General features: G+C 64.7%; 19 protein-coding genes and 2 tRNA genes (1 of these 21 running past the window's edge). 14 read left to right on the top strand and 7 right to left on the bottom strand.

The genetic code is table 11. The features are described 5' to 3' along the window. Positions 1-1,429, bottom strand: partial view of a ShlB/FhaC/HecB family hemolysin secretion/activation protein gene (locus SBI20_RS11630; RefSeq protein ID WP_317975187.1) — the 5' portion only. Its footprint begins 74 nt before the window's first position; the window shows 1,429 of its 1,503 coding nt (coding positions 1-1,429); it begins with the start codon at positions 1,427-1,429; the stop codon falls past the left edge of the window. Positions 1,430-1,829: 400 nt separating this feature from the next. Here SBI20_RS11630 and SBI20_RS11625 point away from each other — a divergent pair, with 400 nt between their 5' ends. Together SBI20_RS11625 and SBI20_RS11620 are read left to right on the top strand one after the other, a co-directional pair. Continuing rightward, complete coding sequence (locus tag SBI20_RS11625; RefSeq protein ID WP_317975186.1) at positions 1,830-3,710, top strand: FecR family protein; 1,881 nt, start codon at positions 1,830-1,832, stop codon at positions 3,708-3,710. Positions 3,711-3,788: 78 nt separating this feature from the next. Then, on the top strand, positions 3,789-6,164 hold the full coding sequence (locus tag SBI20_RS11620) for an EAL domain-containing protein (RefSeq protein ID WP_317975185.1): 2,376 nt from the start codon (positions 3,789-3,791) through the stop codon (positions 6,162-6,164). 42 nt (positions 6,165-6,206) lie between these two features. Here the strand turns inward: SBI20_RS11620 and SBI20_RS11615 are convergent, their stop codons facing one another. Together SBI20_RS11615 and SBI20_RS11610 are read right to left on the bottom strand one after the other, a co-directional pair. Continuing rightward, a complete protein-coding gene (locus tag SBI20_RS11615; RefSeq protein ID WP_317975184.1) occupies positions 6,207-8,231 on the bottom strand; it encodes a TonB-dependent receptor in 2,025 nt (674 codons plus the stop codon). Positions 8,232-8,482: 251 nt separating this feature from the next. Continuing rightward, complete coding sequence (locus tag SBI20_RS11610) at positions 8,483-8,908, bottom strand: MarR family winged helix-turn-helix transcriptional regulator (protein WP_317975183.1); 426 nt, start codon at positions 8,906-8,908, stop codon at positions 8,483-8,485. Positions 8,909-9,072: 164 nt separating this feature from the next. Between SBI20_RS11610 and SBI20_RS11605 the strand changes: the two genes are divergently transcribed. Together SBI20_RS11605 and SBI20_RS11600 are read left to right on the top strand one after the other, a co-directional pair. Then, a complete protein-coding gene (locus tag SBI20_RS11605; RefSeq protein ID WP_317975182.1) occupies positions 9,073-10,305 on the top strand; it encodes an MFS transporter in 1,233 nt (410 codons plus the stop codon). Then, positions 10,292-11,110 carry an alpha/beta fold hydrolase gene (locus tag SBI20_RS11600; RefSeq protein ID WP_317975181.1) on the top strand — a complete coding sequence of 273 codons (819 nt, stop codon included), beginning with the start codon at positions 10,292-10,294 and terminating at the stop codon, positions 11,108-11,110. Before SBI20_RS11605 ends, SBI20_RS11600 begins: the two co-directional genes overlap by 14 nt. Before the next feature lie 28 nt (positions 11,111-11,138). Here the strand turns inward: SBI20_RS11600 and SBI20_RS11595 are convergent, their stop codons facing one another. Beyond that, complete coding sequence (locus SBI20_RS11595; RefSeq protein WP_317975180.1) at positions 11,139-12,026, bottom strand: LysR family transcriptional regulator; 888 nt, start codon at positions 12,024-12,026, stop codon at positions 11,139-11,141. 108 nt (positions 12,027-12,134) lie between these two features. Between SBI20_RS11595 and SBI20_RS11590 the strand changes: the two genes are divergently transcribed. Together SBI20_RS11590 and SBI20_RS11585 are read left to right on the top strand one after the other, a co-directional pair. Continuing rightward, positions 12,135-12,749 carry a glutathione S-transferase family protein gene (locus SBI20_RS11590; protein ID WP_317975179.1) on the top strand — a complete coding sequence of 205 codons (615 nt, stop codon included), beginning with the start codon at positions 12,135-12,137 and terminating at the stop codon, positions 12,747-12,749. A 19-nt stretch (positions 12,750-12,768) separates the two neighbouring features. Then, positions 12,769-13,179 (top strand): VOC family protein, encoded by a 411-nt coding sequence (locus tag SBI20_RS11585; protein ID WP_317975178.1) that lies wholly within the window; start codon positions 12,769-12,771, stop codon positions 13,177-13,179. 288 nt (positions 13,180-13,467) lie between these two features. On the opposite strand, the gene SBI20_RS11580 is transcribed toward SBI20_RS11585, so the two are convergent. Then, positions 13,468-13,541: transfer RNA gene (locus SBI20_RS11580), tRNA-Gln, on the bottom strand. A 443-nt stretch (positions 13,542-13,984) separates the two neighbouring features. Here SBI20_RS11580 and SBI20_RS11575 point away from each other — a divergent pair. The 4 genes from SBI20_RS11575 (at position 13,985) to SBI20_RS11560 (ending at position 17,695) form a co-directional block, all read left to right on the top strand. Further along, positions 13,985-15,376 (top strand): Ppx/GppA phosphatase family protein, encoded by a 1,392-nt coding sequence (locus SBI20_RS11575; protein ID WP_411911561.1) that lies wholly within the window; start codon positions 13,985-13,987, stop codon positions 15,374-15,376. Further along, positions 15,373-16,062, top strand: coding sequence for an RlmE family RNA methyltransferase (locus SBI20_RS11570; RefSeq protein ID WP_317975176.1), 690 nt, complete (start codon positions 15,373-15,375; stop codon positions 16,060-16,062). The genes SBI20_RS11575 and SBI20_RS11570 overlap by 4 nt, the downstream gene beginning before the upstream one ends. A 136-nt stretch (positions 16,063-16,198) precedes the next feature. Beyond that, positions 16,199-16,272 (top strand) — tRNA-Cys (locus tag SBI20_RS11565). A 193-nt stretch (positions 16,273-16,465) separates the two neighbouring features. Beyond that, positions 16,466-17,695: a tyrosine-type recombinase/integrase gene (locus tag SBI20_RS11560; protein WP_317975175.1), complete on the top strand. Its 1,230-nt coding sequence runs from the start codon at positions 16,466-16,468 to the stop codon at positions 17,693-17,695. 547 nt (positions 17,696-18,242) lie between these two features. Here SBI20_RS11560 and SBI20_RS11555 read toward each other — a convergent pair. Then, positions 18,243-19,445 carry an IS256 family transposase gene (locus SBI20_RS11555; protein WP_317973748.1) on the bottom strand — a complete coding sequence of 401 codons (1,203 nt, stop codon included), beginning with the start codon at positions 19,443-19,445 and terminating at the stop codon, positions 18,243-18,245. A 395-nt stretch (positions 19,446-19,840) separates the two neighbouring features. Here SBI20_RS11555 and SBI20_RS11550 point away from each other — a divergent pair, with 395 nt between their 5' ends. Next, positions 19,841-20,650, top strand: coding sequence for a toprim domain-containing protein (locus SBI20_RS11550; protein WP_317975174.1), 810 nt, complete (start codon positions 19,841-19,843; stop codon positions 20,648-20,650). Beyond that, complete coding sequence (locus SBI20_RS11545; protein ID WP_317975173.1) at positions 20,647-22,101, top strand: phage/plasmid primase, P4 family; 1,455 nt, start codon at positions 20,647-20,649, stop codon at positions 22,099-22,101. The genes SBI20_RS11550 and SBI20_RS11545 overlap by 4 nt, the downstream gene beginning before the upstream one ends. Positions 22,102-22,205: 104 nt before the next feature. Here SBI20_RS11545 and SBI20_RS11540 read toward each other — a convergent pair whose 3' ends face one another. Continuing rightward, positions 22,206-23,141 (bottom strand): hypothetical protein, encoded by a 936-nt coding sequence (locus SBI20_RS11540; protein ID WP_317975172.1) that lies wholly within the window; start codon positions 23,139-23,141, stop codon positions 22,206-22,208. Positions 23,142-23,713: 572 nt separating this feature from the next. Between SBI20_RS11540 and SBI20_RS11535 the strand changes: the two genes are divergently transcribed. Together SBI20_RS11535 and SBI20_RS11530 are read left to right on the top strand one after the other, a co-directional pair. Further along, complete coding sequence (locus tag SBI20_RS11535; RefSeq protein ID WP_317975171.1) at positions 23,714-25,999, top strand: FdhF/YdeP family oxidoreductase; 2,286 nt, start codon at positions 23,714-23,716, stop codon at positions 25,997-25,999. A 23-nt stretch (positions 26,000-26,022) separates the two neighbouring features. Continuing rightward, complete coding sequence (locus SBI20_RS11530) at positions 26,023-26,223, top strand: hypothetical protein (protein WP_317975170.1); 201 nt, start codon at positions 26,023-26,025, stop codon at positions 26,221-26,223. Positions 26,224-26,347: the final 124 nt, after the last annotated feature.

Genomic DNA, 26,347 nt, shown 5'->3' with positions numbered 1-26,347 from the left:
GGAAGGCAGCCTCTATGCCGAGACGAAAGGCGTGGGGGAGCGTGGCCCTGGCTCCCAGGCCTGCGGAATAGAGGTCGCCGGTGCCATAGGCATTGCGCAAGTTGGAGAGGCTGCCTGCGTCGGCGAAGGTATAGAGTTGGACCCAGCGGATCAGGCCATCCGGGCGATCCCAGAGGCTGGCTTGCAGTTCAGCCGATCCCAGGATCCCCTTGTCACCGGTACGCTCGGCAAATTCATAGGCGCGGCCAAAGGCAGGACCACCGACCGAGATCTGTTCGACCGCCAGCAAAGGCGCTGTCGAAAGCTGGGCGGTGACAGCCAGCCGCGCGCTGAACGGGCCGACCAAGGCGCCAGCCCAGTTGCCCCAGGCGTTGAAGCTGGTGAACTGGCCATCGGCTTGAGGACGCGAGGCCAGTGTATCCCCCGCTTGCGTGGCGCCCAGCACATCGAGGCCCTGCACCACCCCGGCCCCGGCCCGGAGGCGCCCGCCTGCCAGAGGCATATAGCCATTGAGGGACAGGCTCGCCGTGGTGACCCGGTCGCGCCGGACCATGGCATCGGAGAACCACTGGTTGACCGCGATATAGTCGAGCGAGGCATTGAGCCACAGGCTGACCTTGCGTCCGCGCAGCAGCGGCTGCGCGACCGAAAGCCCCGCCGTCACCCAGCGCCCGTTCGCATCATAGGCGCGCCAGGCCCCGCCCGAATTGGTGGCGCCAAAGCCGCCATAAATGGCAACCTCGGTTCCACCATGGCCGATCTGGCGGGCATAGCGGCCCCAGAAGGAATGCAATTCGCGGGGCTGCGCGGGGGTGACCATCACCGAAAGGCTCAGGGCGTCCTTGTCGTCGATCAGCCCGTTGAAATCGTAGCCGAGCTGGACCCGCGCCGGCCCCAGCGCTCCGGTGCCCCAGTTGTCGACAGCCAGATGCCCGGCACCGCGATCATTGACGAGCGGCACGATCAGGATGCCCCGGTCGCCCTCCCGCTCGTAGCGCGCCTGGCCCAGCCGCACGCCCGGCACATCCTGCGCCAGAGTCAGCAGGCGGTCGACTTCCTGCTGGCGGGGCGCATGGCCGCGGAGGCCGTCGAGAATGGCCCGCACCGCCTTGTTGGCCTGACCCGTCAGGCGCACTTCATCGACACGGCCTTCATCGAGATCGACGTGGAGCACGCCCGAATCGAGCGTCTGGGCCGGAATCGACGAACGCGCAAAGACATAGCCGCGCGCCCGCGCCAGCCCGGACAGGGTCGAAAGCAAATCCTGCATGTCGTCCTGCGTCAGGCGGTGACCGACGAAGGTGGAAAGGGCTGCGTCCATCTCCTTGCGAGGGATGTCACGCGCACCGTTCACGATGATCGCGCGCACCACCACACCGGGAAGCCCGGCCGGTGGCGGGGTCGGCGGCAGGGCTGCGCTCTCGCCCATCACTGCGGACGGACCTGTTGCCACGGGCGTGGAAGGCTCCGGGACGGACGGAGAGGCAACGGGTTGCGCGTTTCGCAGGTTCACCGAACCGGCACTTGTCCCCTCCCCCGCATCCGCCCCGCCCCCTTGCGCAGGGGGCATGGCAGCATCATGGGCCTGGGCCGTGGCGGCGACACAGTTCAGCATCAGCAAGGCAAGGCTCAGGCGATGGCGCAAGGTCCGGTTCCTTCCGGATTCGCCATTTGCGACCGGATTCGCTTTTCGCCGATAGCCTGCCGTCTCTTGAGAAAGCTTTTACAAAACCCGCATAGATACTGCGTTCGGGGCGCTGGCAGGACGCGTCCTGCTGAAGGGACAAGAGATGCGTCGCGCCATTTTGGGATTCTTGCTGGGCACCGCCATGGCCACTCCGGCCCTGGCCGGAACGCCGGCATGGATCATTTCCGAAGCCTCCCAGGGCGTGATGATCAACCATGCCGGACAGCTCAAACCGGCGATGCGCGGCGGCCATGCAGCCTCTGGCGACGTGATCACGACAGGCCCCAATGCGCGTGCCGTTTTGGTACGTGGCGAGGAATATGCTGTTATCGCGCCCAATTCCCGCCTTCAGGTGGCAGATCCGGCGGCCAGCGGCGGGTTGACGCAATTTCTCGAACGCCTCGGCAATGTCGTCTTCAGCGTGAAGAAGATGACCAATCCCCATTTCGGCGTGCAGACCCCCTATCTGGCGGCCGTGGTCAAGGGCACGACCTTCAGCGTGACGGTCGATGACAATGGGGCTTCGGTCCAGGTTGTCGAGGGCGCGGTCGAAGTGGCGACGCACGACGGGGGCGCCCGCGAACTGGTTCGCCCCGGCACGATTGCCTCGGTCGGCGCCGGGGACATGGGCGCACTGACCCTTCAGGGCAGCACGATGCGGACCATCCGCGCGCCTGCCGCAACGTCCTCCGGCAGCATCTCCCCTTTGCCTTCCCGGTCCGGGGCCGGAAGCGAGGCCAGCAATAGCGCCGTTCCCGCCATATCACCGAGCGCCATTGCCACGCCCGTTGCCGAAGCCTCCACTGCGCCGTCGCTTCCCGCCGCCAGCCGTGCGGCGACCGGTTCCGTCGCGATCAGCGCGGTCAACGAGCCTTCGACGTCGCTGACCAATCTGACCGGCGGACTGGTTTCGGGCCAGACAGGCGGCGGCACGCTGGCCGCCGCAACATCCTCCGTCTCGGGCGCTGACCGGGCTGTTGCGGTTGCGACCAACAAGCCGACTGCCGTGATTGCAACCGGGAACGCCAGTTCCAATGCTGGCGGGAACGGTGTCGGCAATGGGAACGCCAATGCAAACGCAGGCGGAAACGGCGCAAGCAACGGGAATGCCAATGCAAACGCCGGTGGAAACGGCGCCAGCAACGGGAATGCCAATGCAAACGCCGGTGGAAACGGTGCCAGCAATGGGAACGCCAATGCAAACGCCGGTGGCAATGGCGCCAGCAACGGCAACGCCAATGCAAATGCCGGTGGAAACGGCGCCAGCAACGGGAATGCCAATGCAAACGCCGGTGGAAACGGCGCAAGCAACGGAAACGCCAATGCAAACGCCGGTGGAAACGGCGCCAGCAACGGGAACGCCAATGCAAATGCCGGTGGAAACGGCGCCAGCAACGGGAATGCCAATGCAAACGCCGGTGGAAACGGCGCAAGCAACGGAAACGCCAATGCAAACGCCGGTGGCAATGGCGCCAGCAACGGCAACGCCAATGCAAACGCCGGTGGCAATGGCGCCAGCAACGGCAACGCCAATGCAAACGCCGGTGGGAACGGTGCCAGCAACGGCAACGCCAATGCAAACGCTGGTGGGAACGGCGCCAGCAATGGGAACGCCAATGCAAACGCCGGTGGGAACGGCGCGAGCAACGGGAATGCCAATGCAAACGCCGGTGGGAACGGTGCCAGCAATGGGAACGCCAATGCAAACGCCGGTGGCAATGGCGCAAGCAACGGCAACGCCAATGCAAACGCCGGTGGAAACGGCGCAAGCAACGGAAACGCCAATGCAAACGCCGGTGGGAACGGTGCCAGCAATGGGAACGCCAATGCAAACGCCGGTGGCAATGGCGCAAGCAACGGCAACGCCAATGCAAACGCTGGTGGAAATGCCGCAAGCAACGGCAACGCCAATGCAAACGCTGGTGGGAACAGCGCAAGCACGAGTGTCAGCCTGAGTGCAGGCAAGAACAGCATCAACCTCAGCGCGACGATCGGCAATGGCAGTGGCCGGGTGAAAGACTGAACCATGGTCTGGTCAGCGCGTCCGAAGGGTCTTGTGCCTGCCCTGCCCCTTTCAAGCCGGATCCTGTCGAGCCGGGCCTTGCCGCGGATTCGGCGCGGGGCCGTTCCGCTGATCGCGGGATTGCTGATCGGGGTGATGGCGGCGGTCAGTTCGGTCGGGCCGACGATCGATCGCGGGCTTCAGGTCTGGCGCTGGTCCCTGCTTTCCCATGCCGCAACGGGCCGGATCGCCCTGGTCGAGATTGACGCGCGCTCGCTCGCCGCGCTGCACAACTGGCCCTGGCCCCGCACGTATTATGCCCAGGCGATCGCGCGCCTCAACGCAGCCGGGGCAAGCACCATAGCCTTCGACGTCGATTTCTCCGCCCCGTCGCGGGCCGATCAGGATGCCGCTCTGGCGCAGGCCATTGCCGGATCGCGCGCACCGGTCATCCTACCCACGTTCCGGCAGGCCAGTTCGCAGGGCAGCACGCAAGTCCTCGAAAACCTGCCCCTGCCCGCCCTGCGCGACAGGGCCCAGATGGCCGCCGTCAACATCTTCGTCGACAGCGACGGCCTCGTCCACACCTACCCCTATGGAGTGATGACCGGTGGGCTGCCGCGCCCCTCGATGGGAGCCACGCTGGCCAATGGGGCCGGACAATCCCGGCAGGGCCAGGCCGATCAGGGCTTCCCCATCGACGGTTCGATCGATCCGGCCAGTGTCCCGCGCTTCAGCTTCATCGACCTGATGACCGGCAAAGTGCCCGCCGGTGCGCTCAAGGGGCGCGACGTGCTGATCGGCGCTTCGGCCATCGAACTGGGCGACCGCTATCCGGTGCCCGGACGCGGGGTGATCGCCGGGCCGATGATCCAGATTCTGGCCGCCGAAACCCTGATTCAGGGGAGCGCCCCGTTCGATCACGGGCCGGTGCTGCCCATGCTGGTGGCCCTGGGCCTGCTGGGCCTGGCCATGCGGCGCGAGGGCGTGCGCCGGAACGCCACACTTTTTGGCGGGGCCGCCTTCCTGCTGATCCTGCCGATGGCAACCAAGGTGTCGGGGCTGGGTGTCTTTTCCGTGGGGCCCGCCCTGCTGGCCCTGCTGACAGGGGGGCTGGCCATGCTGGTCCACTCCGCCCTCCATGCCGCGCGCGAGGCGCGCCATGTCGATACCGAAACCGGCCTGCCCAATGCCCGCTCGTTTCGCGAACTGGCCCGCGCAACCCCGCGCGGCAGCGCCATCGTCATCCGTGTCGCCAATTTCGGCGATGTCGCGAGCGTGCTGGGCCGCGCCCATGCCGCCGAACTGTTGACGCTCGTGGCGCACCGGCTGGTATTCGCCGCCGACAGCGCCATCCACCGCATCGACGATGGGGCGCTGGGCTGGATCAACTCGACCACCGACGACGACGAGGAAGCCGAGCGACTCGATGCCGCCGTGGCCATGCTGCGCCCGGCTTTCGAGATTCACGGCCGTCAGGTGGAACTGCATTTCGGCTTTGGCGTCGCCGCCATCACGGGATCGACCGAAGCCGGCCCGATCAGCACCGGATCGATCAGTACCGGGGCAACAAACACCCCTGCCGATGCCCCCGCCCGCGCCAGCAGCGCCGCCGATACCGCGCTGGCACGGGGTCTGCGCTGGGCCCATTTCACCGCCGACCTCGAACAGCAGAGCGAATGGCGGCTGGGCCTGGCCGCCGAACTCGACCAGGCGATGGCCCAGGGGCATATCTGGGTTGCCTATCAACCCAAGCTCGCCATCGCCAGCCGACAGATCACCGCTGCCGAGGCACTGGTCCGCTGGCGCCATCCGACACGCGGCCCGGTGCCGCCCGATGCCTTCATTCCTGCGCTCGAAGAAAACGGGCGCATCGCCGATCTCACGCTGTTCGTTCTCGAACAGGCGCTCGTCGATCGCACGGCCTGGGCCGCCATGGGTGTCGAACTGGATGTGGCGGTCAATCTTTCGGCGCTGCTGCCAGCCGATCCGGCCTTCGTGCGGCGGTTGGAAACCGTGCTCCACCGCCATGCCGGGGCCGTTCCCCACCTGACGCTCGAAGTCACCGAATCGGCGACCATGGCCGACCCCGAACGCGCGATCGCCGCGCTCGAACGGCTGGCCGGGATGGGGCTGGCGCTCTCGATCGACGATTATGGCACCGGCCTGTCGACGCTGAGCTATCTCAAGCGGTTGCCCGCGCGCGAGATCAAGATCGACAAGGGCTTCGTGCTGGGCCTCGAAAGCAGCCGGGGCGATCAGGCCATGGTCCGCTCGACCATCGACCTGGCCCATGAACTGGGCTTCAAGGTCGTGGCCGAAGGCGTGGAAACCGCCGCCGCACTCGACATGTTGGCCACCTTCGGATGCGACACGGCACAAGGCTGGCACATCGGCAAGCCGATGCATGCAGCCGATCTGGCTGAACTGTGTGGCGCCCGGCCCATGGACGCAAGACAGGCCCAGGCTGGCTGATTCCGGCGGCGGCCCGCACCATTCTCGCCCCGGATCCGATGCTTACAGCGAATAGCGCAAGGTCGCGCGGACCTGCCGGGGTTCAACCGGGTGGATGTGGCGATCCTCGACACCCCCGGCCGGTTCGCCCGGCAAGCGCGAGGCATACCAGTAGCTGATATCGGGATCGCGGGCGTTGAACAGGTTCATCATATCCGCCGAAATCCGCCAGCGCCCGATATCCCAGTACGCACCGGCATTGACCAGCGTGGTCGAAGACGAGCGGTGGAGATTATCCTCGGTCAACGGGGCAGACGCGAAATGGCGCAGCCGCAGCGTGGCGGTCAGGCGCGACGTGATCCGCCCGCTGACACCGCCGGCCAGCACGAGCGGCGTGGCATTGGGAATGAACACCGCGTCGGCATCCACCCCGCGAAAACGGGCATGGGTATAGGCGAGCGAACCATCGATGGTCAGCCCATCGACCGGCTTCCAGAACAGCGACAGTTCGGTGCCGAAGCGGCGGGTTGCCGCGTTGGGCTCGGTCACCCCCTCGTCGCCCACGAAGACCAGTTCGGAAGCCAGATCGAGCCAGAAACCCACCAGCGAGGCGGTCAACCGCCCGCGCTCGATCCGCGCGCCCAGTTCGGCCCCGCGCGATTTGGCCATCACCCCCACGCGGCCCTGCGGGGCGCCGCTGGCGGGATCAACCGTGATCGTCGCGCCGCGCACGTCGTTGGAATGGAACCCTTCACCATAGTTGGCGTAAAGCTCGACACCCTTGCCCACCTGCCAGGCCAGCGCCGCCTTGGGGCTGACCATCCCGGCCGAGCCCTTGCCCGAATTGGCCGCCAGATCGGAGCGGACATCATAGCCGATCACGTCCCCGCGCAGCCCCAGCACGAGGCGCAAGGCAGGCGTCACATGCCATTCGCCTTCGCCGCAAAGGCCGCCCGACACTTCATCGACCCTGTCATTGCGGATCGTGCCGGTCACCACCCCGTTGGCGACGCGGAAGATGCCGACCTGTCCGATATGATCCCAGCGCGCATCGCCGCCCACGCGCCAGACCAGCGCCCCCTCGCCTCCTTCATGGCGCACCGATCCCCCGAACACGCCGCGCCGGTCGACCTGCCGGAACGCATCGCCGTTCACCGGATCGTTGAGGAAATAGGTGAAATCGCTGGTCAGGCGCAGGCGGCTGCCGATGGCATAGGCCGCCACGGTCGTGCGCCCGAAATGCCCGTTGAAATTGAGCGCGATGCGGCCCGAACGCCCCCCGTCGTTCGGGTCGATATAGCCATTGAGCGGAATCTGCCCGGAGGCCACCGCGCGTTCGGGAATCTGGTCGGTGGAACGCCAGTGGTTGGCATAGGCGGAAAGCCCGAGCGACCAGTTCGCCCGGCTGTATTTCAACAGCGCGTTGAACTTCGCGAGGTTTTCCGAGAGCACCCAGGGCCCGTCGGCCCGTGTCCCCTCGAAGGCGCCGAGCAGGGTGCCACCCGCCAGCTCGCCGCTCCCGGCGACGAGCCCGCGCACATAGCCGAACGAGCCGCCCGAAACCTCGGCCATCGGGTGGGCCAGGCGGCTCTTGGTGGTGAAGGCCAGCGATCCGGCATTGGCGAAATCGCCCAGCTCGGCATGATAGGGCCCCTTGGTATAGTCGATCCGCTCGACCAGTTCGGGGATCAGGAAGTTGAGATCGAGATAGCCCTGCCCATGGCCATGGGTCCGCATGTTGACCGGGGCTCCGTCGACGAATCCGGCCAGATCGGTGCCATGATCGAGGTTGAACCCGCGCAGGAAATACTGGTTGGCCTTGCCCTCGCCCGAATGCTGGGTGGCGATCAGGCCCGGCACGTTCTCGGCCAGTTCGCCCACGCGGGCAATCGGGCGGTTCTCGAAATCGGCATAGCCGACAACGCCTTGCGACCCGCTGGTCGCCGTGCCGACCTGTTGCAGCCCGCGCCCGTAGACGACGATGTCACGCGAGACGTCCTGATCTCCGGTCCGGTTTTCGCCTTCGCTTGCCGGTGCAGCCTGCCCTGCGTCCCCGGCATGTGCGGCCTGCGCCGGGAACAACGCCAATGCCGCGCCACAAGCCCGGAAACGACGGCTTCTGACCAATGAAGAAAAACGCGGTTTCATGAATAGAGGTCGATGGAAGTCATATCCACCAAGCGCATAAGTTACCCGCCCGCGCGCGTCACCCCCTCATGATCTCAGCAAAAAAACTTTACTGGAAAGTAACTTACCAATTCTCACGTAATTACCTTGAACCATCAGCAACAAGCCCCGCCAACAGAAGCGAACGCTTGCGCTGTCGCAGGACGCCTCCCTCAACGAGGGCTTTCAAGGCTGGCCAGCTTGGCGAGCAAGGCGCAGAGCAAGTCCTGCTCGCTGCGACTCAGGGTGCTGACCACCTCTTTCTGATTCTCGATATGCGCCGCAACGGCACGCTCGATCAGATCCTTGCCCTGCCCCGTCAGGGCCACAAGGGTTCCACGCCTGTCGTCAGGGTTCGGCCGCCTTTCAACAAGGCCGACCTTTTCCAGCCTGTCGATCCGGTTGGTCATGCTGCCCGACGAGATCATCGCCGCCTCGTAAAGCGCCGTCGGCGTCAGGGCATAGGGAGCCCCGCTTCGCCTTAGCGTCGCGAGCACGTCGAATTCGCCCGGTTGCAGGCCGAAGCGCGCAAACAGCGGGTTGAGGCGATCGCGCGCGATGACCTGGGCAGCTTCGCCCAGGCGCCCGAGCAGCACCATCGGCCCTGTTTCGAGATCGGGATATTCATGCGCCCATTGCCGGGCCGCCCGCTCTGCTCTGTCCATCTCGCCTCACTTATCTTGACATCAAGATATATATCTCTACATCAAGATAAGTCGGAAGCGCCAAGCCTGGCAATCGCCCTTTTTCAGGAGAACCCGTTTTGCCCCCGTTTTCGGGTCGGACCCTGTTTCCGGCCGCGATCCTGCTTGTCGGTCTCAACCTGCGCCCGTTGCTGGCGAGCGTCGGGCCACTGCTCGATACCATTCAACACGATACGGCCCTGGGCGATACGGGCGCCAGCCTGCTTACAGCTGTGCCGGTGATGTTGATGGGCCTGTGCCTGCTCGGCACGGGGCGCGTGCAGGCGCTGCTCGGACCGCATACGGGCATCCTGCTGGGCATGGTCCTGATCGCCACGGCATGCCTTGGCCGGTTGATCGTCCCCGATGCCCCCATGCTGATCGGAACCGCCATTCTGGGCGGCATGGGCATCGCGACGGTCCAGGCGCTGATGCCAGCCGTGATCCGGGGCCATTATGGTGCCCGCGCGGCAGGCATGATGGGGCTCTATTCCACCGCGATCATGGGGGGCGCACTGCTCGCCAGCTTTGCCAGCCCGCGCATCGCGCCGCACGGTGGCTGGCCGGTCGCGCTCGGCCTGTGGGGTGGCCCTGCCCTGCTCGGCATGGGCCTGTGGCAAGGTGCCCGCCTGTCCCAGGCAAGAACACAGGCGTCACGCCAGACTCCGGGCCAGACTCCGGGCCACCCCCTGCAATTGCGGCGATCGCCGCGCGCCTGGACATTGCTGTTCTTCTTCGGCCTGGGCACCGGCGCCTATACGCTCGTTCTGGCCTGGCTGCCGCCTTATTACACCCGGCTGGGCTGGTCGTCGGCGGCAGCCGGAACCCTGCTGTCGCTGGTGACTCTGGCCGAGGTCGTGGCAGGCATCGCCGTGTCGTTCCGGGTGAACAGGTTTCACGATCGGCGCCCCTTGCTGTTCCCGGCGATCGGAGCCTTGCTGGCCGGCCTCCTGTGCCTGACGCTGGCCCCGCTGGCGCTGGCCTGGCTGGCGGCGATACTCGTCGGAACGGGCATCGGCGCGCTGTTCCCGCTCTCGCTGATCGTGGCCATGGACCATGGCGAGGATCCGGCACAGGCCGGGCAGATCGTCGGCTTCGTGCAGGGCGGCGGTTATCTTCTGGCCGCGCTGCTGCCCTTCGGTGCAGGGATCATGCGCGCGCACCTGTCCGATCTTGCCCCGGCCTGGTGGCTGATGACCGGGCTATGCGGTGTTCTGGCCATCCTTGCCGCCCGCCTGCGCCCCGGCGAACGCCTGTTCCTCCCCCGAAGCGATCCCCTTCCAGCCCATGGAGTTGCAAATGGCCTTCTATGAAACGCACGGTCGCACCAACTACTTCCTGACGTTCGGCCAGGGACGGCCCGTTCTCCTGCTGCACGGCATCAGCAACTCGGGGCGCGCATGGGGGCCGCAGATCCCGGCCCTGGTCGCGGCGGGATATCGCGTCATTGTCCCGGACCATGCCGGCCATGGTGCATCCGGGCGCCTTTCGGCCCCCTTTGGCGTTGCCGACATCGCCGACGATACCGAACGGCTCCTGGCGACCCTGGGTATCGACAGACTGGATGTAATAGGCCTGTCGCTTGGCGGGATGGTCGCGCTCGAACTCGCCCTGCGCCATCCCGGTCGCATCGGGCGGCTCGTTGTCGCCAACAGCTTCTTCCAGACGACCTCGCCCGCATTCCAGGCGATGGCCGAAGACTGGGCGAATATCTTCGAAAGCCCCCATGGCCCGGTGTCGCGGTTCGAACAGAGCTGGCCCGCGCTGGTTTCACCGGCTTTCCAGAACAGCCCGGAGGGCATCCGCACCTATCAGGCCTGGCACGGGATCGCCGCGACATGCGACGGCGCCTCGCTGGCCAACGTTGCGCGCGCAATCACTGATTTCGACGTGCTGGACCGGATCAGGGGGCTGGCCACGCCCACGCTTTTGATAGCGGGAAGCGACGATCGCATGTCCCCGCCACAGTACAGCCGGATCATGGCCGAAACCATGGCAAACGGAACATACGTCGAAATCAGCGGCGCCGCGCATATTTCAAACGTAGATTCCAGCGATGCCTTCAACGCCCACATGCTCGCTTTCCTGCGCGATGACAGGGCGATTCCCGCCGGATAGCCCCGCCCCCTGAGGCAAGGCAGACGGTTCAGAAGGAAGATTGCCGGAAGGCCGCGATGACCATCTGGGTAAAGGCCCGGATGGCGGGCGTTTCCTTGCGGTGACTTTGATAGAGCAGGGAAACGGGCAGGGCCGGAGTGCCCGGATCGACCAGCACTGGCCGCAGGCGGTTTGCCGCAAGCGGCTCCTTGACCTGATAGGACAGCGTGCGGATGATCCCCAGGCCCGCCATGGCCGCATCGATCCCGGCCTGCACAGTATTGACGCGCAAGCGGCAACGGGCATGGCCCGCGCGCAGACGGTCGTGATCGATCGCCCGGGTGCCCCCCGTTTCATCCTCAACGATGATCATCTCGTGATGGCGCAAATCGTCCAGCCGCTCAGGTTCGCCCCGCTGTGCCAGATAAGCCGGGCTGGCGCTGAACACTGTCCGCACTTCGCCCACCTTGCGCATGTGCAGCGCACTATCGGGCAGTTCGGCAATGCGGACGGCCACATCGATCCCTTCCTCGACCAGCCGCACGACGCGATCAAGCAGCAGCAGGCGAACATCGAGATCGGGGTAGGCGCGGATCAACCGGGTGACGACGGGCAGGATATGAAGCCGCCCGAAAAGAACCGGGGCGGTGATGGTCAAGATTCCACTGGGCGCCGCAGCCAGACCGCGCGCGTTCTGGAAGGCCCCGTCGATTTCGGCCAAGCCCAGACGGCAACGGTGCAAAAAGCTCTCGCCCTCGCCAGTGAGGCGCACGCTTCGGGTCGTGCGCGAAAGCAAGGCGATGCCAAGGTCCGCCTCGAGCGCGGCGATCGTGCGCGACACCGTGGTTGGGGATTGGTGCAGGCGCCGCGCGGCCTTTGCAAAACTGGCCTGTTCGGCAACCGCAATGAACGTGCGCAAGGCGCGAAGCTGGTCCATGGCGTTCGATTATCATCCCCAGGTGCAACTATGAAGTGCATGTTGGGCCGATTATCATCACATCTGTATTGAAGCATCCAGGGCGCATCACGCAACGCGAGGATCGCCATGAAGCTCTATCACTTTGCCCTTTCGGGCCATGCCCATCGTGCCGCCCTGTTCCTTTCACTGGCCGGGATAGACCATGAACTGGTGAACGTGGATCTGGCGGCTGGCGCGCACAAACTGCCCGAATTCCTTGCACTCAATGCCTTTGGCGAAGTGCCGGTGCTCGACGACGACGGAACGATCATTGCCGATTCGCTGGCCATCCTGGTCTATCTGGCGCGCAAGATCGGGCCTTCGCACTGGTTGCCATGCGATCCTGCGCGCGAAGCGGAAGTGCAGCGCTGGCTTTCGGTCGCAGCGAGCAAAATCGCCTATGGCGCCTGCGCGGCGCGCCTGATCACGGTCTTCGACGCTCCGTTCCGGGCCGAGGAAGTGATCGCCCGCGCCCATGCCACTGCGCGCGTGATCGAAGAAGTGCTGGGCACGTCCCCATGGATTGCGGGAACCGACGAGCCCACGATCGCGGATATCGCACTCTACAGCTATATCGCGCGTGCGCCCGAAGGGAATGTGACGCTCACCCCCTATCCGCGCATCGGCGCCTGGCTGCGCCGAATCGAACATCTGCCCGGCTTCGTCCCTTTTGCGCGCACCCGCGTCGGGCTCGAAGCCTGAACGGCACGGAAAAGACCTCATGGATTTCAGCGCGCTGCGCCTCGACCATGTCGGGATCCGCGTGACCGAGCTTGCCACGGCCGAAGCCTTCTATGCCCGGCTCGGATTTCGACGCGACCCGGACGAATTTTCAGCCGCAGACCGGGCATGCGGCCTCGTGCATCCGACCGGCCTGCGGCTGCACCTGATCTATAATGGCATCAAGGCCCGGGAGGGCAATGTCCTGATGGATGCGGCAGTCAAACATCCCGGCTATACCCATGCAGCCTTCGTCATCGCGAACATGGATGCGCTCGTCGCCTGGCTGGCCAGCGAGGATATCGCCATTACCCAAGGCCCCCTCGTGATGGGCGAAGGCCGCCGCAAGGTCTGCTTCATCCGCGACCCCGACCGCAACGTGTTGGAATTCAACGAACTGCTTGACGCCTAGGGTCACTTTGGCTGAATTTTGATTTTTGGAAATATTTTTGCAGCGGATGCATAATCCATGAGCAGCCGCTTTAGTGGGGGCTGGCGATGGACACGAACTGGCAGATCGCCTTCCGGCAGGCCGTGTCGGTCAGCAAGGGAAGATGCCCCCGCCGATACCCCACATAATACCCCAGATTGGCTTGCGCTTGGCTGAGACTGGTTGAGCGTGCATGAGCCGTATGTCGCAGAAAAAGCGCCATAAAAGCAAGGCACATGGGCCTTGTTGAGATCGGCTGATACAGGGAAGTGGATGCCCCGCGAGGATTCGAACCTCGATAGACGGAATCAGAATCCGTAGTCTTACCATTAGACGACGGGGCACCGGGAGGCGCCCCTCTATGCGGGGCGGGCTGGGGCGTCAACCCCTTTTTGGCGCGTTACGAAGCGGGGGCACAAAGGTGGTGGAAAACCTGTTGATTGCCTTCGTTTACAGGTTCTGGCGCATTGCTCTCCACCGGGAGCCGGGTCTGCCTCGGGGGCAAACCTTGCCGTGGGAGCACCATGACGCTACGATGACGCCCAAGTACCCGTTTGGCCCAATGCCGGCGGGAAAACACAAGCGAATTTGAATCATGGCGGAATCCACTCCGCCGGCCAGGGGGCGGGGGCCGCGATCCGGCGGAAGGAACAGGCAGCGCAGGCCCAGGGCGGCCGCGCCTGACTCTGCCGCGACCGGTGCGAAGTCTTCCACCTCCACAGCCGGCCACACTGCGTCCTCTGGCGCCTCGCCGGAAAGGCCTCAGCCGGGCGGGCATGGACAGACAATTCATGGACCGGCAGCCCATGGGCAGGCGGCTCACGGGCAAACCGGGGCCGATGCCAAGAGCCCCGCTCGCAAGGGACGCGGCACGCCCCATCGCAAGGGCAAGGGGCGCAAGCCAGGCAAGCCCCGCCGCGCGCGCGGCAAGGCTGCCCAACCCCATGCGCCATCTTCCCATGCGCCCCGTGCCGCCGAGACAGGTCCGGTCAAGGCCGGTCACGCCACCCCGACGGCAGAACTGCCTGCAACCGCGCCCGGCGGAGGCGAGGCGCCCCTTCCCGCCGCTGTCACGGCGACAGGGGGAGCAGCCGGGGCGGTCGCAACCGGGGCTGGCGCTATGCCGCGCGTCTGGAATCGCCCTGTGCCGTTCCACCGTCAGGCCTATGCCGCGATCGATCTGGGCACCAACAATTGCCGTTTGCTGATCGCGCGCCCGGCGGGCGAGCATTTCGTGGTGATCGATGCGTTCAGCCGGGTGGTCCGGCTGGGCGAAGGGCTGGCGCAGTCGGGCCGCCTGTCGGATGCGGCGATGGATCGCGCGCTCACCGCGCTGCATGTCTGCGCCGAGAAGCTGCGCAAGCGCAATGTCCATCTGGCCCGCTCGGTGGCGACCGAGGCCTGTCGGCGCGCGTCCAACGGCGCAGAATTCATCGATCGCGTCTATCGCGAGACGGGCATCCGCCTCAACATCATCACCGCGCAGGAAGAGGCGCGGCTGGCCGTTCTGGGCTGCCATATCCTGCTCGAACATGGCGAAGGCCCGGCGATGATCTTCGACATCGGCGGCGGCTCGACCGAAATGGTGCTCGTCGACCCGTCCGAGCCGGTGCCCCGCATCCTCGACTGGCAAAGCGTGCCCTGGGGGGTCGTCTCGCTCACCGAAAGCACCGGCCCCATCGCCGACAGCCCCGAGGCGCGCGCGGCGGCCTATGCGGACATGCGCGAACGCGTGGCCAGCGGCTTTGCCTCGTTCACCCAGCGCATCGGCCAGACCCGCGCGCACGCCATCGAGCGCGGCGCGATCCGCCTGTTGGGCACGAGCGGCACGGTCACGACCCTTGCCAGCCTCTACCTCGGCCTGCCCCAGTATGATCGCCGCGCGGTCGACGGGCTGATCGTGCCGACCGCGGACATGCGCGCGATCAGCCAGCGGCTGAGCAGCCTGTCTCCCGCCGAGCGCGTGGGCGTGCCGTGCATCGGGCGCGAACGGTCCGATCTGGTCGTCGCCGGTTGCGCGATTCTGGAAACCATCTTCGATATCTGGCCAGCCGACCGGCTGGGCATTGCCGATCGCGGCATTCGCGAAGGCATCCTGCGCAGCCTCATGGCGACGGGCGGTGATCCCGTCCGCAGCCGCGAGGCCTTGCGCCAACTCAGCAGCGGAGCACCCCGATGAGCCGTTCCGGCAAGGACCCGCGCGAACGCCTGAAGACCGCCAAGAAGCGCACCGCTTCTTCGGCGCGCTGGCTTTCGCGCCAGATCAACGACCCTTACGTCAAGCAGGCCCGCGCCGAAGGCTGGCGCAGCCGCGCGGCCTTCAAGCTGATCGAACTGGACGAAAAATTCACCCTGCTGCGCGGATCCCAGCGCGTGGTCGACCTTGGCATCGCGCCGGGCGGGTGGAGCCAGGTGGTGCGCAAGAAGGCCCCCGCCGCGCGCGTGGTCGGCATCGACCTCCTGCCCACCGAGCCGATCGAGGGCGTGACGATCTTCCAGATGGACTTCATGGCCGACGAGGCCCCCGCCGCGCTGGAAGGCGCGCTCGACGGCCCGCCCGACCTCGTCCTGTCCGACATGGCCGCCAACACCGTGGGCCACAAGCAGACCGACCACTTGCGCACGATGGGCCTGGTGGAAACCGCGGTCGACTTCGCGATCAACACCCTCGCACCGGGCGGGGCCTTCGTCGCCAAGGTCTTTGCCGGGGGCACCGACCACGACCTGCTCACGATCCTCAAGCGCAATTTCACCACCGTCAAGCATGCCAAGCCGCCCGCCAGCCGCAAGGATTCGTCCGAATGGTACGTGATCGCGCAAGGCTTCAAGGGCCGCGCCAAGCCCGCCACTGAAGACGAGGCATAAGGGCGGGAACCGGAGCGGAGACGGGATGATCGGCGCATCGCGACAGGCAGTGGAAAAAATCCCGTTGCGATGCGCGCCACTCTGGGCTAACCGCCCGTCTCCCACCCGTGGCGCCGCGACGCGCCATGCGACGAGAGGCCCGATGGCGGAGTGGTGACGCACCGGACTGCAAATCCGTTTACGCCGGTTCGATTCCGGCTCGGGCCTCCATTACTCCATTCGCGGGCATTCGCCGCTGATTGGACACCCCCAGAAAACCGCCATAATTTAAGCCCATCGGGTTCGCCTGTGTTCGTCTCCATTCGGGAACAGCCACAGCAATCGGGGGCCACTGTGGGGGCCACCGCCAGCGACCCCAGAAAAATGGCCCCCACGGGGGCCACGGGCATGAAGGCGGGGTTTGATGGCGCTTACCGATGTTGCGATCCGTGGGGCAAAGGCGAAGGGCAAGCCTTACAAGCTGGGCGATGCCGATGGGCTGTTCCTGTTGGTGCAGCCGTCCGGGGGCAAGCTGTGGCGGCTGAAGTACAGGTGGCTGGGCAAGGAGAAGAAGCTTGTCTTGGGGAAATATCCCGAGGTGAGTCTGAGCGAGGCCCGCAAGCGCCGCGATGAAGCGCGCAAGCTGCTTGCGGCTGGCAAGAACCCGGGGGACGAGAAGAAGCGCGAGAAGCTGCGCGCTCAGCTCCAGAACGCCGAGACGTTCACGGCGCTGTCTGCCGAGTATTGCGACAAGCGCAAGCGGGATGGTGTCAGGCCTTGGGCGCCTGCCACGACCCAGCGCAGCGAATATCTGCTGTCCCTGCTGAACGACAGCATCGGGCCTATGCCGATTGCCGAAATCGAGCCGGTGGACGTTCTGGCCGCCATTCGCAAGATTGAGGCGCGTGGGACGATGGAGAGCGCTCGGCGCACCTTACAGCTTGCGGGGGCTGTGTTCCGGCATGGCGTTGCCACGGCCCGTCTGCGCTCTGATCCGACTCGCGATTTGCAGGGGGCGCTGATTACCCCGCGCGCCAAGAATTACAGCGCCATCACTGACGCCAGCCGGGTGGGCGAACTCTTGCGGGCGATTGACGACTATCAGGGGCAGGGCCTGACCAAGCGGGCCTTGCAGATTGCTGCCCATGTCTTTGTGCGCCCCGGTGAGTTGCGCCACGCCGAATGGTCCGAGATTGATTTGAACGAAGGCGTGTGGACCATCCCCGCCGAGAAGATGAAAATGCGTAAGGCCCATGTGGTGCCGCTCTCGCGGCAAGTCGTGGAGCTGTTCGCGGAGATTTACCCGGCCACCGGCCCCACGGGCTATGTGTTCCCCAGCCTGCGAACTCGGGCGCGGCCCATGTCCGAGAACACGCTGAACGCGGCTCTGCGGCGGCTGGGCTTCTCCAAGGACGAGATGACCGCCCACGGGTTCCGCTCGATGGCCTCCAGCCTGCTGAACGAAAGCGGCAAGTGGCACCCTGACGCTATCGAGCGCGCCCTTGCCCATGGCGACAGCGACCGGGTGCGCGGCGCCTATCACCGCGCGGCGTATTGGGGGGAGCGCGTCGAAATGGCGCAGTGGTGGAGCGACCACCTCGACGCGCTGCGCAAGGGCGCGGACATCGTGCAGTTCAAGGCGCGCGTAGCATAGGCTGGGCGCTCTTTGATGCAATGCCATGGGGGCGGCTGAGGAGGCCGCTGGGCGCGTTGACGCTCTGCCCTGCGCCGCCCCTTACAATATGCCAAGATGACTCTGAGCAAATCGCTCAGGGCATCTGGCGCCCCCCCCCCAAGTCACAGAAAAAGGGTCCTCCCCCGGCGGGTGGGGGCTGCAGGTAACGCGCAACCGCGATGCGCCCCTAGCTACAGCCCTTGAACTTGGTTTCAGCAAAGGCGCTGTGCATAAATTTCGTAAATGACCGTATTCGACCGCCTCGGTTCACTTATGCTGGATGGAGTGATGAACAAATGTTTGTCATCTCTTGTGAACTATGAGGTCAATGAATGCAGCCTTTCACCGCATCTATTTCCGAAACCGCCAATATCCTGAAATTAGGCAAGACGAGCGTTTACAAACTTATCGCGCGCGGCGACTTAAAGACTGTGCGTGTTCTGAGCCGCCAGTTTGTTAGATCGTGTCCCACGGCATGGTGTAGCTTATCTGGGCCACCGCCAAATTCGGCATCAGCTTGAGCCGATCATGCGCCTGGCACAGCCGAGAGCACGACGATGGGATTGTCGCTCACCGGCGCCATGGTTTCAAGCGACATGTATCGTCCACGCTGGACGGCCCATTCATCGGACTGTTCCATGAGAATGGCGCCGATGAGGCGGGTGATCGCAGCCTCGTTCGGGAAGATGCCGACAACCTCGGTGCGGCGTTTGATTTCGCCGTTCAGCCGCTCGATGGGATTCGTGCTGTGCAACTTGGCGCGGTGCTCCTTTGGGAAGGTCATGTAGGCCAGCACGTCGGGTTCGGCATCGTCCATCAAGGTGGCGAGTTTTGGGAGCTTCGGACGCATCTGGTCGGCGACAGAGCGCCATTGCTGGCTGGCTGCCTCGGGCGTTTCCTGTGCGAAGGCGGTGCCGATGAAGGCCGAGACGACCCGGCGACCGCTCTTGCCGGCATGGGCCAGGGCATTGCGCATGAAGTGGACGCGGCAACGCTGCCATGTCGCGCACAGCAGCTTGGAGACCGCCGCCTTGATGCCCTCATGCGCATCGGAGATCACCAGCTTCACGCCGCGCAGGCCCCGGCGCGTCAACTTGCGCAGAAAGGCCGTCCAAAATGGCTCAGCCTCCGATGGGCCGATGTCCATACCCAGCACTTCGCGGCGACCGTCGCTGTTGACGCCCACCGCAATGATCACCGCAACGGATACGATCCGGCCATTCTGGCGGACTTTGACATAGGTGGCGTCGATCCACAGGTAGGGCCAGTCGCCCTCGATCGGGCGATCGAGGAAGGCATGCACCTTTTGGTCGAGCTCTTCGCACAGGCGGCTGACCTGGCTTTTGGAGATGCCATCCATGCCCAGCGCTTTGACCAGGTCATCGACCGAGCGCGTCGAGATGCCATGCACGTAGGCTTCCTGGATGACCGCCGTCAGCGCCCGTTCGGCCATCCGGCGCGGCTCCAGAAATCCAGGAAAATAGCTGCCTTTACGCAACTTGGGGATGCGCAGTTCGACCGTGCCGGCGCGGGTGTGCCAGTCGCGGTTGCGATAGCCGTTGCGCTGGACGAGCCGGTCGGCAGACTTCTCGCCGTGACCGGCACCAGTCAGGCCTCCCACCTCCATCTCCATCAGCCGCCCGGCGGCAAACGAGATCATCTCGCGCAAAATATCCGCGTCAGGGGCCTTCTCGACCAGCGTGCGCAAGTGCATCATGGAATCGGTCATCGTGGTTCTCCAGGTTCGAGCTTTGCAACCCAAACCTATCCGAAAATCGCGGTGACCACCCGCGCTGCTGGCCGGACGCTACAGCGCTATATGGAAAGCGCGCGCCCGGCCAGCAGCGCTACCGTCAGAACCTACACCACGTCCCGGGACGCGACCGTTTGTTACCCTTGAAAGCATCCGTGCATTGACGGGGGGAGCTGTCTGATGATTAAGAATTGCAAGAACTGTGCTGCGTTTGGACCGGTTCCCCAGCCTTTGGCTAGGCATCACTCCTACTGGCCGAATGGACTTGGCACCTGTCGTCTTCGCCCCCCCACGCAAACCCGCCATGGGTGGCCCCTCGTTCGACCAGATGAATGGTGCCGCAAGTGGGTCGAAGAAGAAGACCCCTTTTAATGCTGTCGCTTAGCCTTCAGGCCATCGCACACGTCTTGGGTGGGCAGGTCAGCGGCAATCAGGTGCTGGCCCCCACACCGGGGCATTCCGGGCGGGATCGGGGGACATCGCTGCGCATTGTTCCCGATGCGCCTGATGGCGTTCTGGTGAATTGCCATAATGGTGTGTTGGCTGACGCGCTGGCTGTGAAAGACGCCCTTCGCGCGGCTGGCATGTTGCCTGAGTTTACCGGCAAACGCCGGGAACTGACCAAGGCCGAAAAGCGCGCCATTCGCCAAGCCGAAGCCCAGCGCGAAGCTGAACGCCACGCGCGGTGGCAAGAGGCTGCCCATATGGCCCGACAGGAACTCGCACGGGCCGTGCCAGCCGACCCGGCCCATCCTTACATTGTGGCCAAGCGCATCGCGCCAGAGCGGCTCTGGCAGAACGGCAAGTGGCTGCTGATGCCGATGCAGGACGCAAGCGGCAAGGTGCAAAACGTGCAGAAGATTGCTCCTGACGGCGAGAAGCTGTTTTCCAAGGGCGCGCGCACCTCGGGCCTGTTCTGGTGGGCTGGCAAGGCGGTGGACCATCTGGTGATTGGTGAGGGCATGGCCACGATGGCCGCTATTCGCCGGGCCACGGGGCTGCCGGTCGTGGCTGCCCTGAGCGCCAACAATCTGCCAGTGGTTGCCAAGGCCATCCATCTCAAGCGCCCTGACCTCCTGCTGACCATTGCCGCTGATGATGACGCCGCTGGCTTCAAGGCTGCGCGCGAGGCCGCTGCCATGACTGGCGCGAACATGACTATTCCGAGGATTTCCGCATGACTGCCCATATGAATGACGCCCACACGGGCCACGACTTTGCCGATATTCCCGACAGCGACATTCTGGCGGCCTTCAAGGCGCCCAATCCGCTGCCGGTGGCTGACAATGATGACAGTGGGCGCGGCGCTGCTCCGTTGATTACGCCGGGCGCGCTGACCCCTGCCAAGGAAGCGCCGACCGAAGAAACGCTGTCGCGCGAGTTTGCGTTGCTTCATGCTGCCCGCTGGCGCTTCGACCACACTGCCTCGCGCTGGTATCGCTGGGATGGCAGCCGCTGGACGCCTGATGAGTGCAATCTCATTCGCCACCAGATCCTGACCCATGTCCGCACGGCTGGCACGGCCACGCAGACCCCCAAGATCGCCACCAACAAGACGGTGTGTGGCGTTGAGGCGCTGATGCGCCCGAACCCTGCCTTTGCCGTCACGCAGGCGCAGTGGGATGCCGATCCGTGGCTGCTGGGCACGCCGGGGGGCACTGTAGACTTGCGCAGCGGTGCCTTGCTCGCTGCCTCGCCCGAAAGCCGCATCACCAAGCTGACGGCCTGCGCGCCGGGCGATGGCCAGCCGACCTTGTGGCTGCGCTTCCTGTCCGAGGCGACCGGGGGCGACCTTGAGATGGTGGACTTTCTGCGCCGCTGGTGCGGCTATTGTCTGACGGGTTCCACGCGCGAACACGCCTTTGCCTTTGTTCATGGCCCCGGCGGCAACGGTAAGTCGGTGTTCCTCAATACGCTTGCGGGGATCATGGCCGACTATTCCGCGACCGCAGCCATGGAGACGTTTGCCGACTCTCGCCATGACCGCCATTCGACCGAATTGGCCATGCTGAAGGGCGCGCGGCTGGTGACGGCTAGCGAAACCGAGGCGGGGCGTGGCTGGGCCGAGGCCAAGGTGAAGGCCATCACCGGGGGCGACCCGATCACTGCGCGATTCATGCGGCAGGACAATTTCACCTATACGCCGCAGTTCAAGCTGTTGATCGCGGGCAACCACGCCCCCAGCCTGCGCAATGTGGATGACGCCATGCGCCGCCGTCTCAATATCCTGCCCTTCGTGGTGAAGCCCAAGACCCCCGACCGCGACCTTGAGGCCAAGCTGCGCGATGAGTGGCCCCAGATTCTGGCTTGGGCCATTGCTGGCTGCCTCGAATGGCAGAGCGAGGGCCTGATGCGCCCCGAGTCCGTGGCGGGCGCGACCGAGGCTTATTTTGCCGATCAGGACATCTTCGGGCAATGGCTGGACGAGCGCTGCGAGCGCGGCCCTTCGTTCATGGAGCAGCCCACGCCGCTGTTTAAGTCGTGGTCGGAATATGCCCACGAGGCGGGCGAGCATCCCGGCAATGCGAAGGAGTTCAAGGCGGCTTTGGAGCGCCGCGACATTTGCCAGCGCAAGACCGGAGGCGTGAAGTTCTATCGCTGCGTTGCTGTGCGGCGTGGCTCTGGCGACTGATTAGGGCCGGTGGGGCCACTTGGGGCTGCCTTTTTCGGATGCCTCTCACCTGTGTGCGCGTGAGACCGATAGAGGCAGTTTGGTGGCCCCATGTGGCCCTAGTGTCAGCCGAGTTGCTGTTGCATGACACAGTGCGCTTTCGCAATTTCCTCTGCCATGGTGTCGGACGGAGGGCGCACCTTATTCAACTCTACGAGCACGGCGATCTTCAGAGGCATTACCACTGGGTTCCCCGTACCGGGGTTCTTGGCCACTGTCGGGATGAACGCGACGCAGAGAATGGAGGTGGCCGCCTTTTTACCTTTAAAGATGCCGTCAATCGACTGCTGGCCGTTTTCATTAACGACGTCAGAGATCATCTGTTTCATCTTTTGTTGTGCATGTGTTGCGGGTTGTCTCCAGTCTTCGAAATAGCCACCTTCCGGCCATAGGCCTGCATCGAGCAGTCGGGGCGTGAGGTTGAAAGCTACGATGCCCTCTGGCGCAGGGCATTTCTCTATTTGGTCGACGCCCTTGATGATGTGCTCGTAGAGGTTCTGCGTATGTGCAGAGCGCACCGTCTTGAATGCATAGGCGCGTGCAGGCTGGCTGCGTTCCAACGCGATCACGTCGGGATTGTCGCCTTTCGAGCTTTTTGGGTGGTCGAGGTCGACGTTCGTGCCACTCGCCATTAGCAACGTCGCCCAATAGACTTCCACGAGCTTGTTATAGACGTCTGAGTTAGCGGGTGGTTCTTGTGTTAAGTGGACTGCCCCTTTTGATAGCATCTCCAAGTGGGGTATGAGCGTTTTGAAGTCCTGATGATCCTTTACCGCCAGCACTTTCGCGGCGAGGTCGTGTACAGCAAGCCCTGCTGTATAGTCGCGGCGCATCTCGTCAGGTGTGCCTGAAAACCCTTCTTTGAGCGCCCCTAAAATCCGCCATAGTGGAAGCATGTCGGCGCCAGTTGAGCCGTGCTTCGGAATGCTAACGCCGTGACTGTCGAGCAGAGTTTCAAACCGATCGACTAGATCTGATACGTCTGCAATCTGCACCTGCATGCCCTGTTTCCTCGTTCGCCAACGTAGCCAACACCGCTGCAATCGGGTCCACGGTGAGAGAACGCAGCGAATGGACGCCTTGATTAATGCCTTCATATCCATGTCGTTGAAGTAATTTCATTTCATGAATTTGGTCAATAAATCATTGGCAAGAGGCGCTAAATTCACATCGCGCAATAAGCCGTCAATCGCAAATCAGATTCAAGCTTATGTATGAGCGGCAACTCGGCCACCCGTTAGGTGCATTAATTTCCCTGTGGACATCTGGCCCCGCCAGCCGCGCGCGGTGGGGGCCATCTTGGGGGCCACTCCTCAAGCGACTGGACTCAAAACCCAGCAATTCCGCCATTCTCAAGGCCTAATGCGGAGACGGCTCGGGCCTCCACTTTTCCCCTGACAAACCATTTTCCGGGCCGCCATGCGGTCAAAGGCGCTTGTTCGCGCCGCCAGCGTGGTGCCCTGCGTTCGCCTTGATAGGCAGCCTCTATCAAACATGGGGCTTTCCGATTTGATTTTGCGGCGCGTTCTGGCCGACAGCTTGGTCTGACGGGCAGGCAACGACGGAGCGAGCGGTGAGCGATCAGATCAAGGGTGTGGGCGACTACAAGGGGCCTGCGGGTGGCTGGGGGGCGCTGGGCGCGGTGGCGCGGACCGTGCGCACGCAGATGAAGACCAGCACCGATACCCGTGCGCTGCTCCAGATGAACCAGCCCGACGGGTTCGATTGCCCCGGCTGCGCCTGGCCTGATCCCAAGCATACCTCCTCGTTCGAATTCTGCGAAAACGGCGCCAAGGCGGTGACCTGGGAAGCCACGGTCAAGCGCGTCGATCCCGATTTCTTTGCCCGCCATTCGGCCACCGAACTGTGGTCGTGGAGCGATCACCAGCTTGAGGATGCCGGGCGGCTGACCACCCCGCTGCGCTATGATCCGCAGACCGACCATTTCGTGCCGGTCAGCTGGGAAGAGGCCTTTGCCCGCGCGGGCGCGGTGATGCAGGCCCTGCCCCAGGCCGACATGGCCGAATTCTATTGCTCGGGCCGCGCCTCGAACGAGGCGGCATTCCTCTACCAGTTGTTCGCCCGCGCCTTTGGCACCAACAATTTCCCCGACTGCTCGAACATGTGCCACGAGGCGACCAGCACGGGCCTGCCGGTCTCGATCGGCATCGGCAAGGGCACGGTCACGCTCGAAGACTTCGACGATGCCGATGCGATCTTCTGCATCGGCCACAATCCGGGCACCAACCATCCGCGCATGCTCGCCACGCTGGCGGCGGCCTCCAAGCGCGGCGCGCCGATCATCGTGGCCAATCCGATGCGCGAGCGCGGGCTCGAACGGTTCAAGTCGCCCCAGCACATGACCGAGATGTTCTCGCCCCATGCCACCCCGCTGGCCTCGGCCTATCATCAGGTGGGGATCGGCGGCGATCTGGCCATGCTCAAGGGGATGATGAAGGCCGTCTTCGCGCTGGAAGACGCGCGCGGGGACGTGCTCGACCATGATTTCATCGCCCGGCACACCGAAGGGTTCGCGGGCCTCAAGGCCGATATCGAGGCGGCCTCGTGGGACTGGATCGAGGCCTCCTCGGGCCTCTCGCGCGAGGCGATCGAGAGCATGGCGCAAGTCTATGCCTCGGCCAAAAACGTCATCATCTGCTATGGCATGGGCATCACCCAGCACAAGAACGGCACCCAGAACGTCCAGGCGATTGCCAACCTGCTTCTGCTGCGCGGCAATTTCGGGCGTCCGGGCGCGGGGATCTGTCCGCTGCGCGGCCACAGCAACGTGCAGGGCGACCGCACCGTGGGCATCACCGAACTGCCCGCCGAAGCCATGCTCGCCCGGCTCGACACCGCCTTTGGCATTACCTCGCCGCGCAAGCATGGCCACAACGCGGTCGAGGCGCTGACCGCCATGCGCGAGGGCCGCTCGAAAGTGCTGATCGCGCTGGGCGGCAATCTGGCCGTGGCCATGCCCGATCCCGAAGCCTGCTTTGCCGCGGTGCGCAGCCTCGACCTTTCGGTCAACATCCTCACCAAGTTCAACCGCACCTGCCTGCTCACGGCCAAAGAAACGCTGGTGCTGCCCTGCCTCGGGCGCACCGAGCTCGATCTTCAGGCCGCAGGGCCCCAGTGGGTCACGGTCGAAGACAGCATGTCGATGGTCCATGCCTCGCGCGGGAAGCTGGCGCCGCCCAGTCCGCTGGTGCGCTCCGAACCGGCCATCGTGGCCGGCCTTGCCAAGGCGAGCCTGCCCCACACCGCCATCGACTGGGACGGCCTTGTCGGCAATTATGACCTGATCCGCAACAAGATCGAAGAAGTGTACCCCGATTTCCGCGACTTCAACGAACGCGTGCGCGTGCCCGGCGGCTTCAGCCTGACCGTCGGCCCGCGCAACCGGGTCTGGAACACGCCGAGCGGCAAGGCGCAGTTCCTCGTCCACCCGCACACCGAAGAAACGCAGGCGCGCCCGCTGCTGCTGACCACGATCCGCAGCCACGACCAGTACAACACCACGATCTACAGCCTCGATGATCGCTATCGCGGGGTGACCGGGCGGCGCGACATCATCTTCGCCAACGAGGTCGACATGGACATGCTCGGCCTCGCCCATGGCGACAAGGTCGATGTGACGACGACTGCCGGGCGCACACTCAAGGGCTTTACCATCGTGCGCCATGCCATCGCGCGCGGCTCGCTGGCGGCCTATTACCCGGAAGCCAACTGCCTCGTGCCGCTTGAGGATTTCGATCCGGCCAGCGGCACCCCGGCCTACAAGTCGATCCCCGTGAGCCTTGCCCCGGCACGCGAGGATGCACCCGGCGAGACCGCGGCGGTGATGGCAACCGCTTAACCTTTCACCGGCAGAAGGGGGCCATGTTCGGCCCCCGACTCACCACGATCTTCGCCAGCCGCTGGAAGGCCCTGTGGTGGGCGGGCGGGATTCTGGTTCTGGCCTGGCAACTGGTGCCAGAACCGGATCAGGCGCCGGATCAGGCGCCCACCGCTTCGGCCCCTGCCCCTGCTCCGGCCCACAATCCATGGGCCAGGGACAGCGCCGCAAGCTCTGGCAAATAACGACAGAAAAAGGGGAAAGTGCTCCGCACATCCGCTGCGACGGGCAATGGGGTGCGCTGGAAGATGCGCGGAGCCCTCTGGTTGTCTCCTGCGCGGGTGTGGCTGGCAATCGGTGCAGGCCCTC

Origin of the sequence: Novosphingobium sp. IK01, assembly GCF_033242265.1 — a bacterium.
Lineage (GTDB): Bacteria > Pseudomonadota > Alphaproteobacteria > Sphingomonadales > Sphingomonadaceae > Novosphingobium > Novosphingobium pituita.
Note: the sequence above shows the minus strand (reverse complement) of the source record. Positions and strands in the feature narration are given on the sequence as shown.

Coding starts and splice junctions, on each gene's coding strand:
- SBI20_RS11590 (WP_317975179.1), top strand. CDS start 12,135: ATGAAGCTCTATCACTTTGCCCTTTCGGGCCATGCCCATCGTGCCGCC.
- SBI20_RS11545 (WP_317975173.1), top strand. CDS start 20,647: ATGACTGCCCATATGAATGACGCCCACACGGGCCACGACTTTGCCGAT.
- SBI20_RS11585 (WP_317975178.1), top strand. CDS start 12,769: ATGGATTTCAGCGCGCTGCGCCTCGACCATGTCGGGATCCGCGTGACC.
- SBI20_RS11555 (WP_317973748.1), bottom strand. CDS start 19,445: ATGACCGATTCCATGATGCACTTGCGCACGCTGGTCGAGAAGGCCCCT.
- SBI20_RS11625 (WP_317975186.1), top strand. CDS start 1,830: ATGGCCACTCCGGCCCTGGCCGGAACGCCGGCATGGATCATTTCCGAA.
- SBI20_RS11560 (WP_317975175.1), top strand. CDS start 16,466: ATGGCGCTTACCGATGTTGCGATCCGTGGGGCAAAGGCGAAGGGCAAG.
- SBI20_RS11595 (WP_317975180.1), bottom strand. CDS start 12,026: ATGGACCAGCTTCGCGCCTTGCGCACGTTCATTGCGGTTGCCGAACAG.
- SBI20_RS11530 (WP_317975170.1), top strand. CDS start 26,023: ATGTTCGGCCCCCGACTCACCACGATCTTCGCCAGCCGCTGGAAGGCC.
- SBI20_RS11600 (WP_317975181.1), top strand. CDS start 10,292: ATGGCCTTCTATGAAACGCACGGTCGCACCAACTACTTCCTGACGTTC.
- SBI20_RS11570 (WP_317975176.1), top strand. CDS start 15,373: ATGAGCCGTTCCGGCAAGGACCCGCGCGAACGCCTGAAGACCGCCAAG.
- SBI20_RS11540 (WP_317975172.1), bottom strand. CDS start 23,141: ATGCAGGTGCAGATTGCAGACGTATCAGATCTAGTCGATCGGTTTGAA.
- SBI20_RS11610 (WP_317975183.1), bottom strand. CDS start 8,908: ATGGTGCTGCTCGGGCGCCTGGGCGAAGCTGCCCAGGTCATCGCGCGC.
- SBI20_RS11550 (WP_317975174.1), top strand. CDS start 19,841: ATGCTGTCGCTTAGCCTTCAGGCCATCGCACACGTCTTGGGTGGGCAG.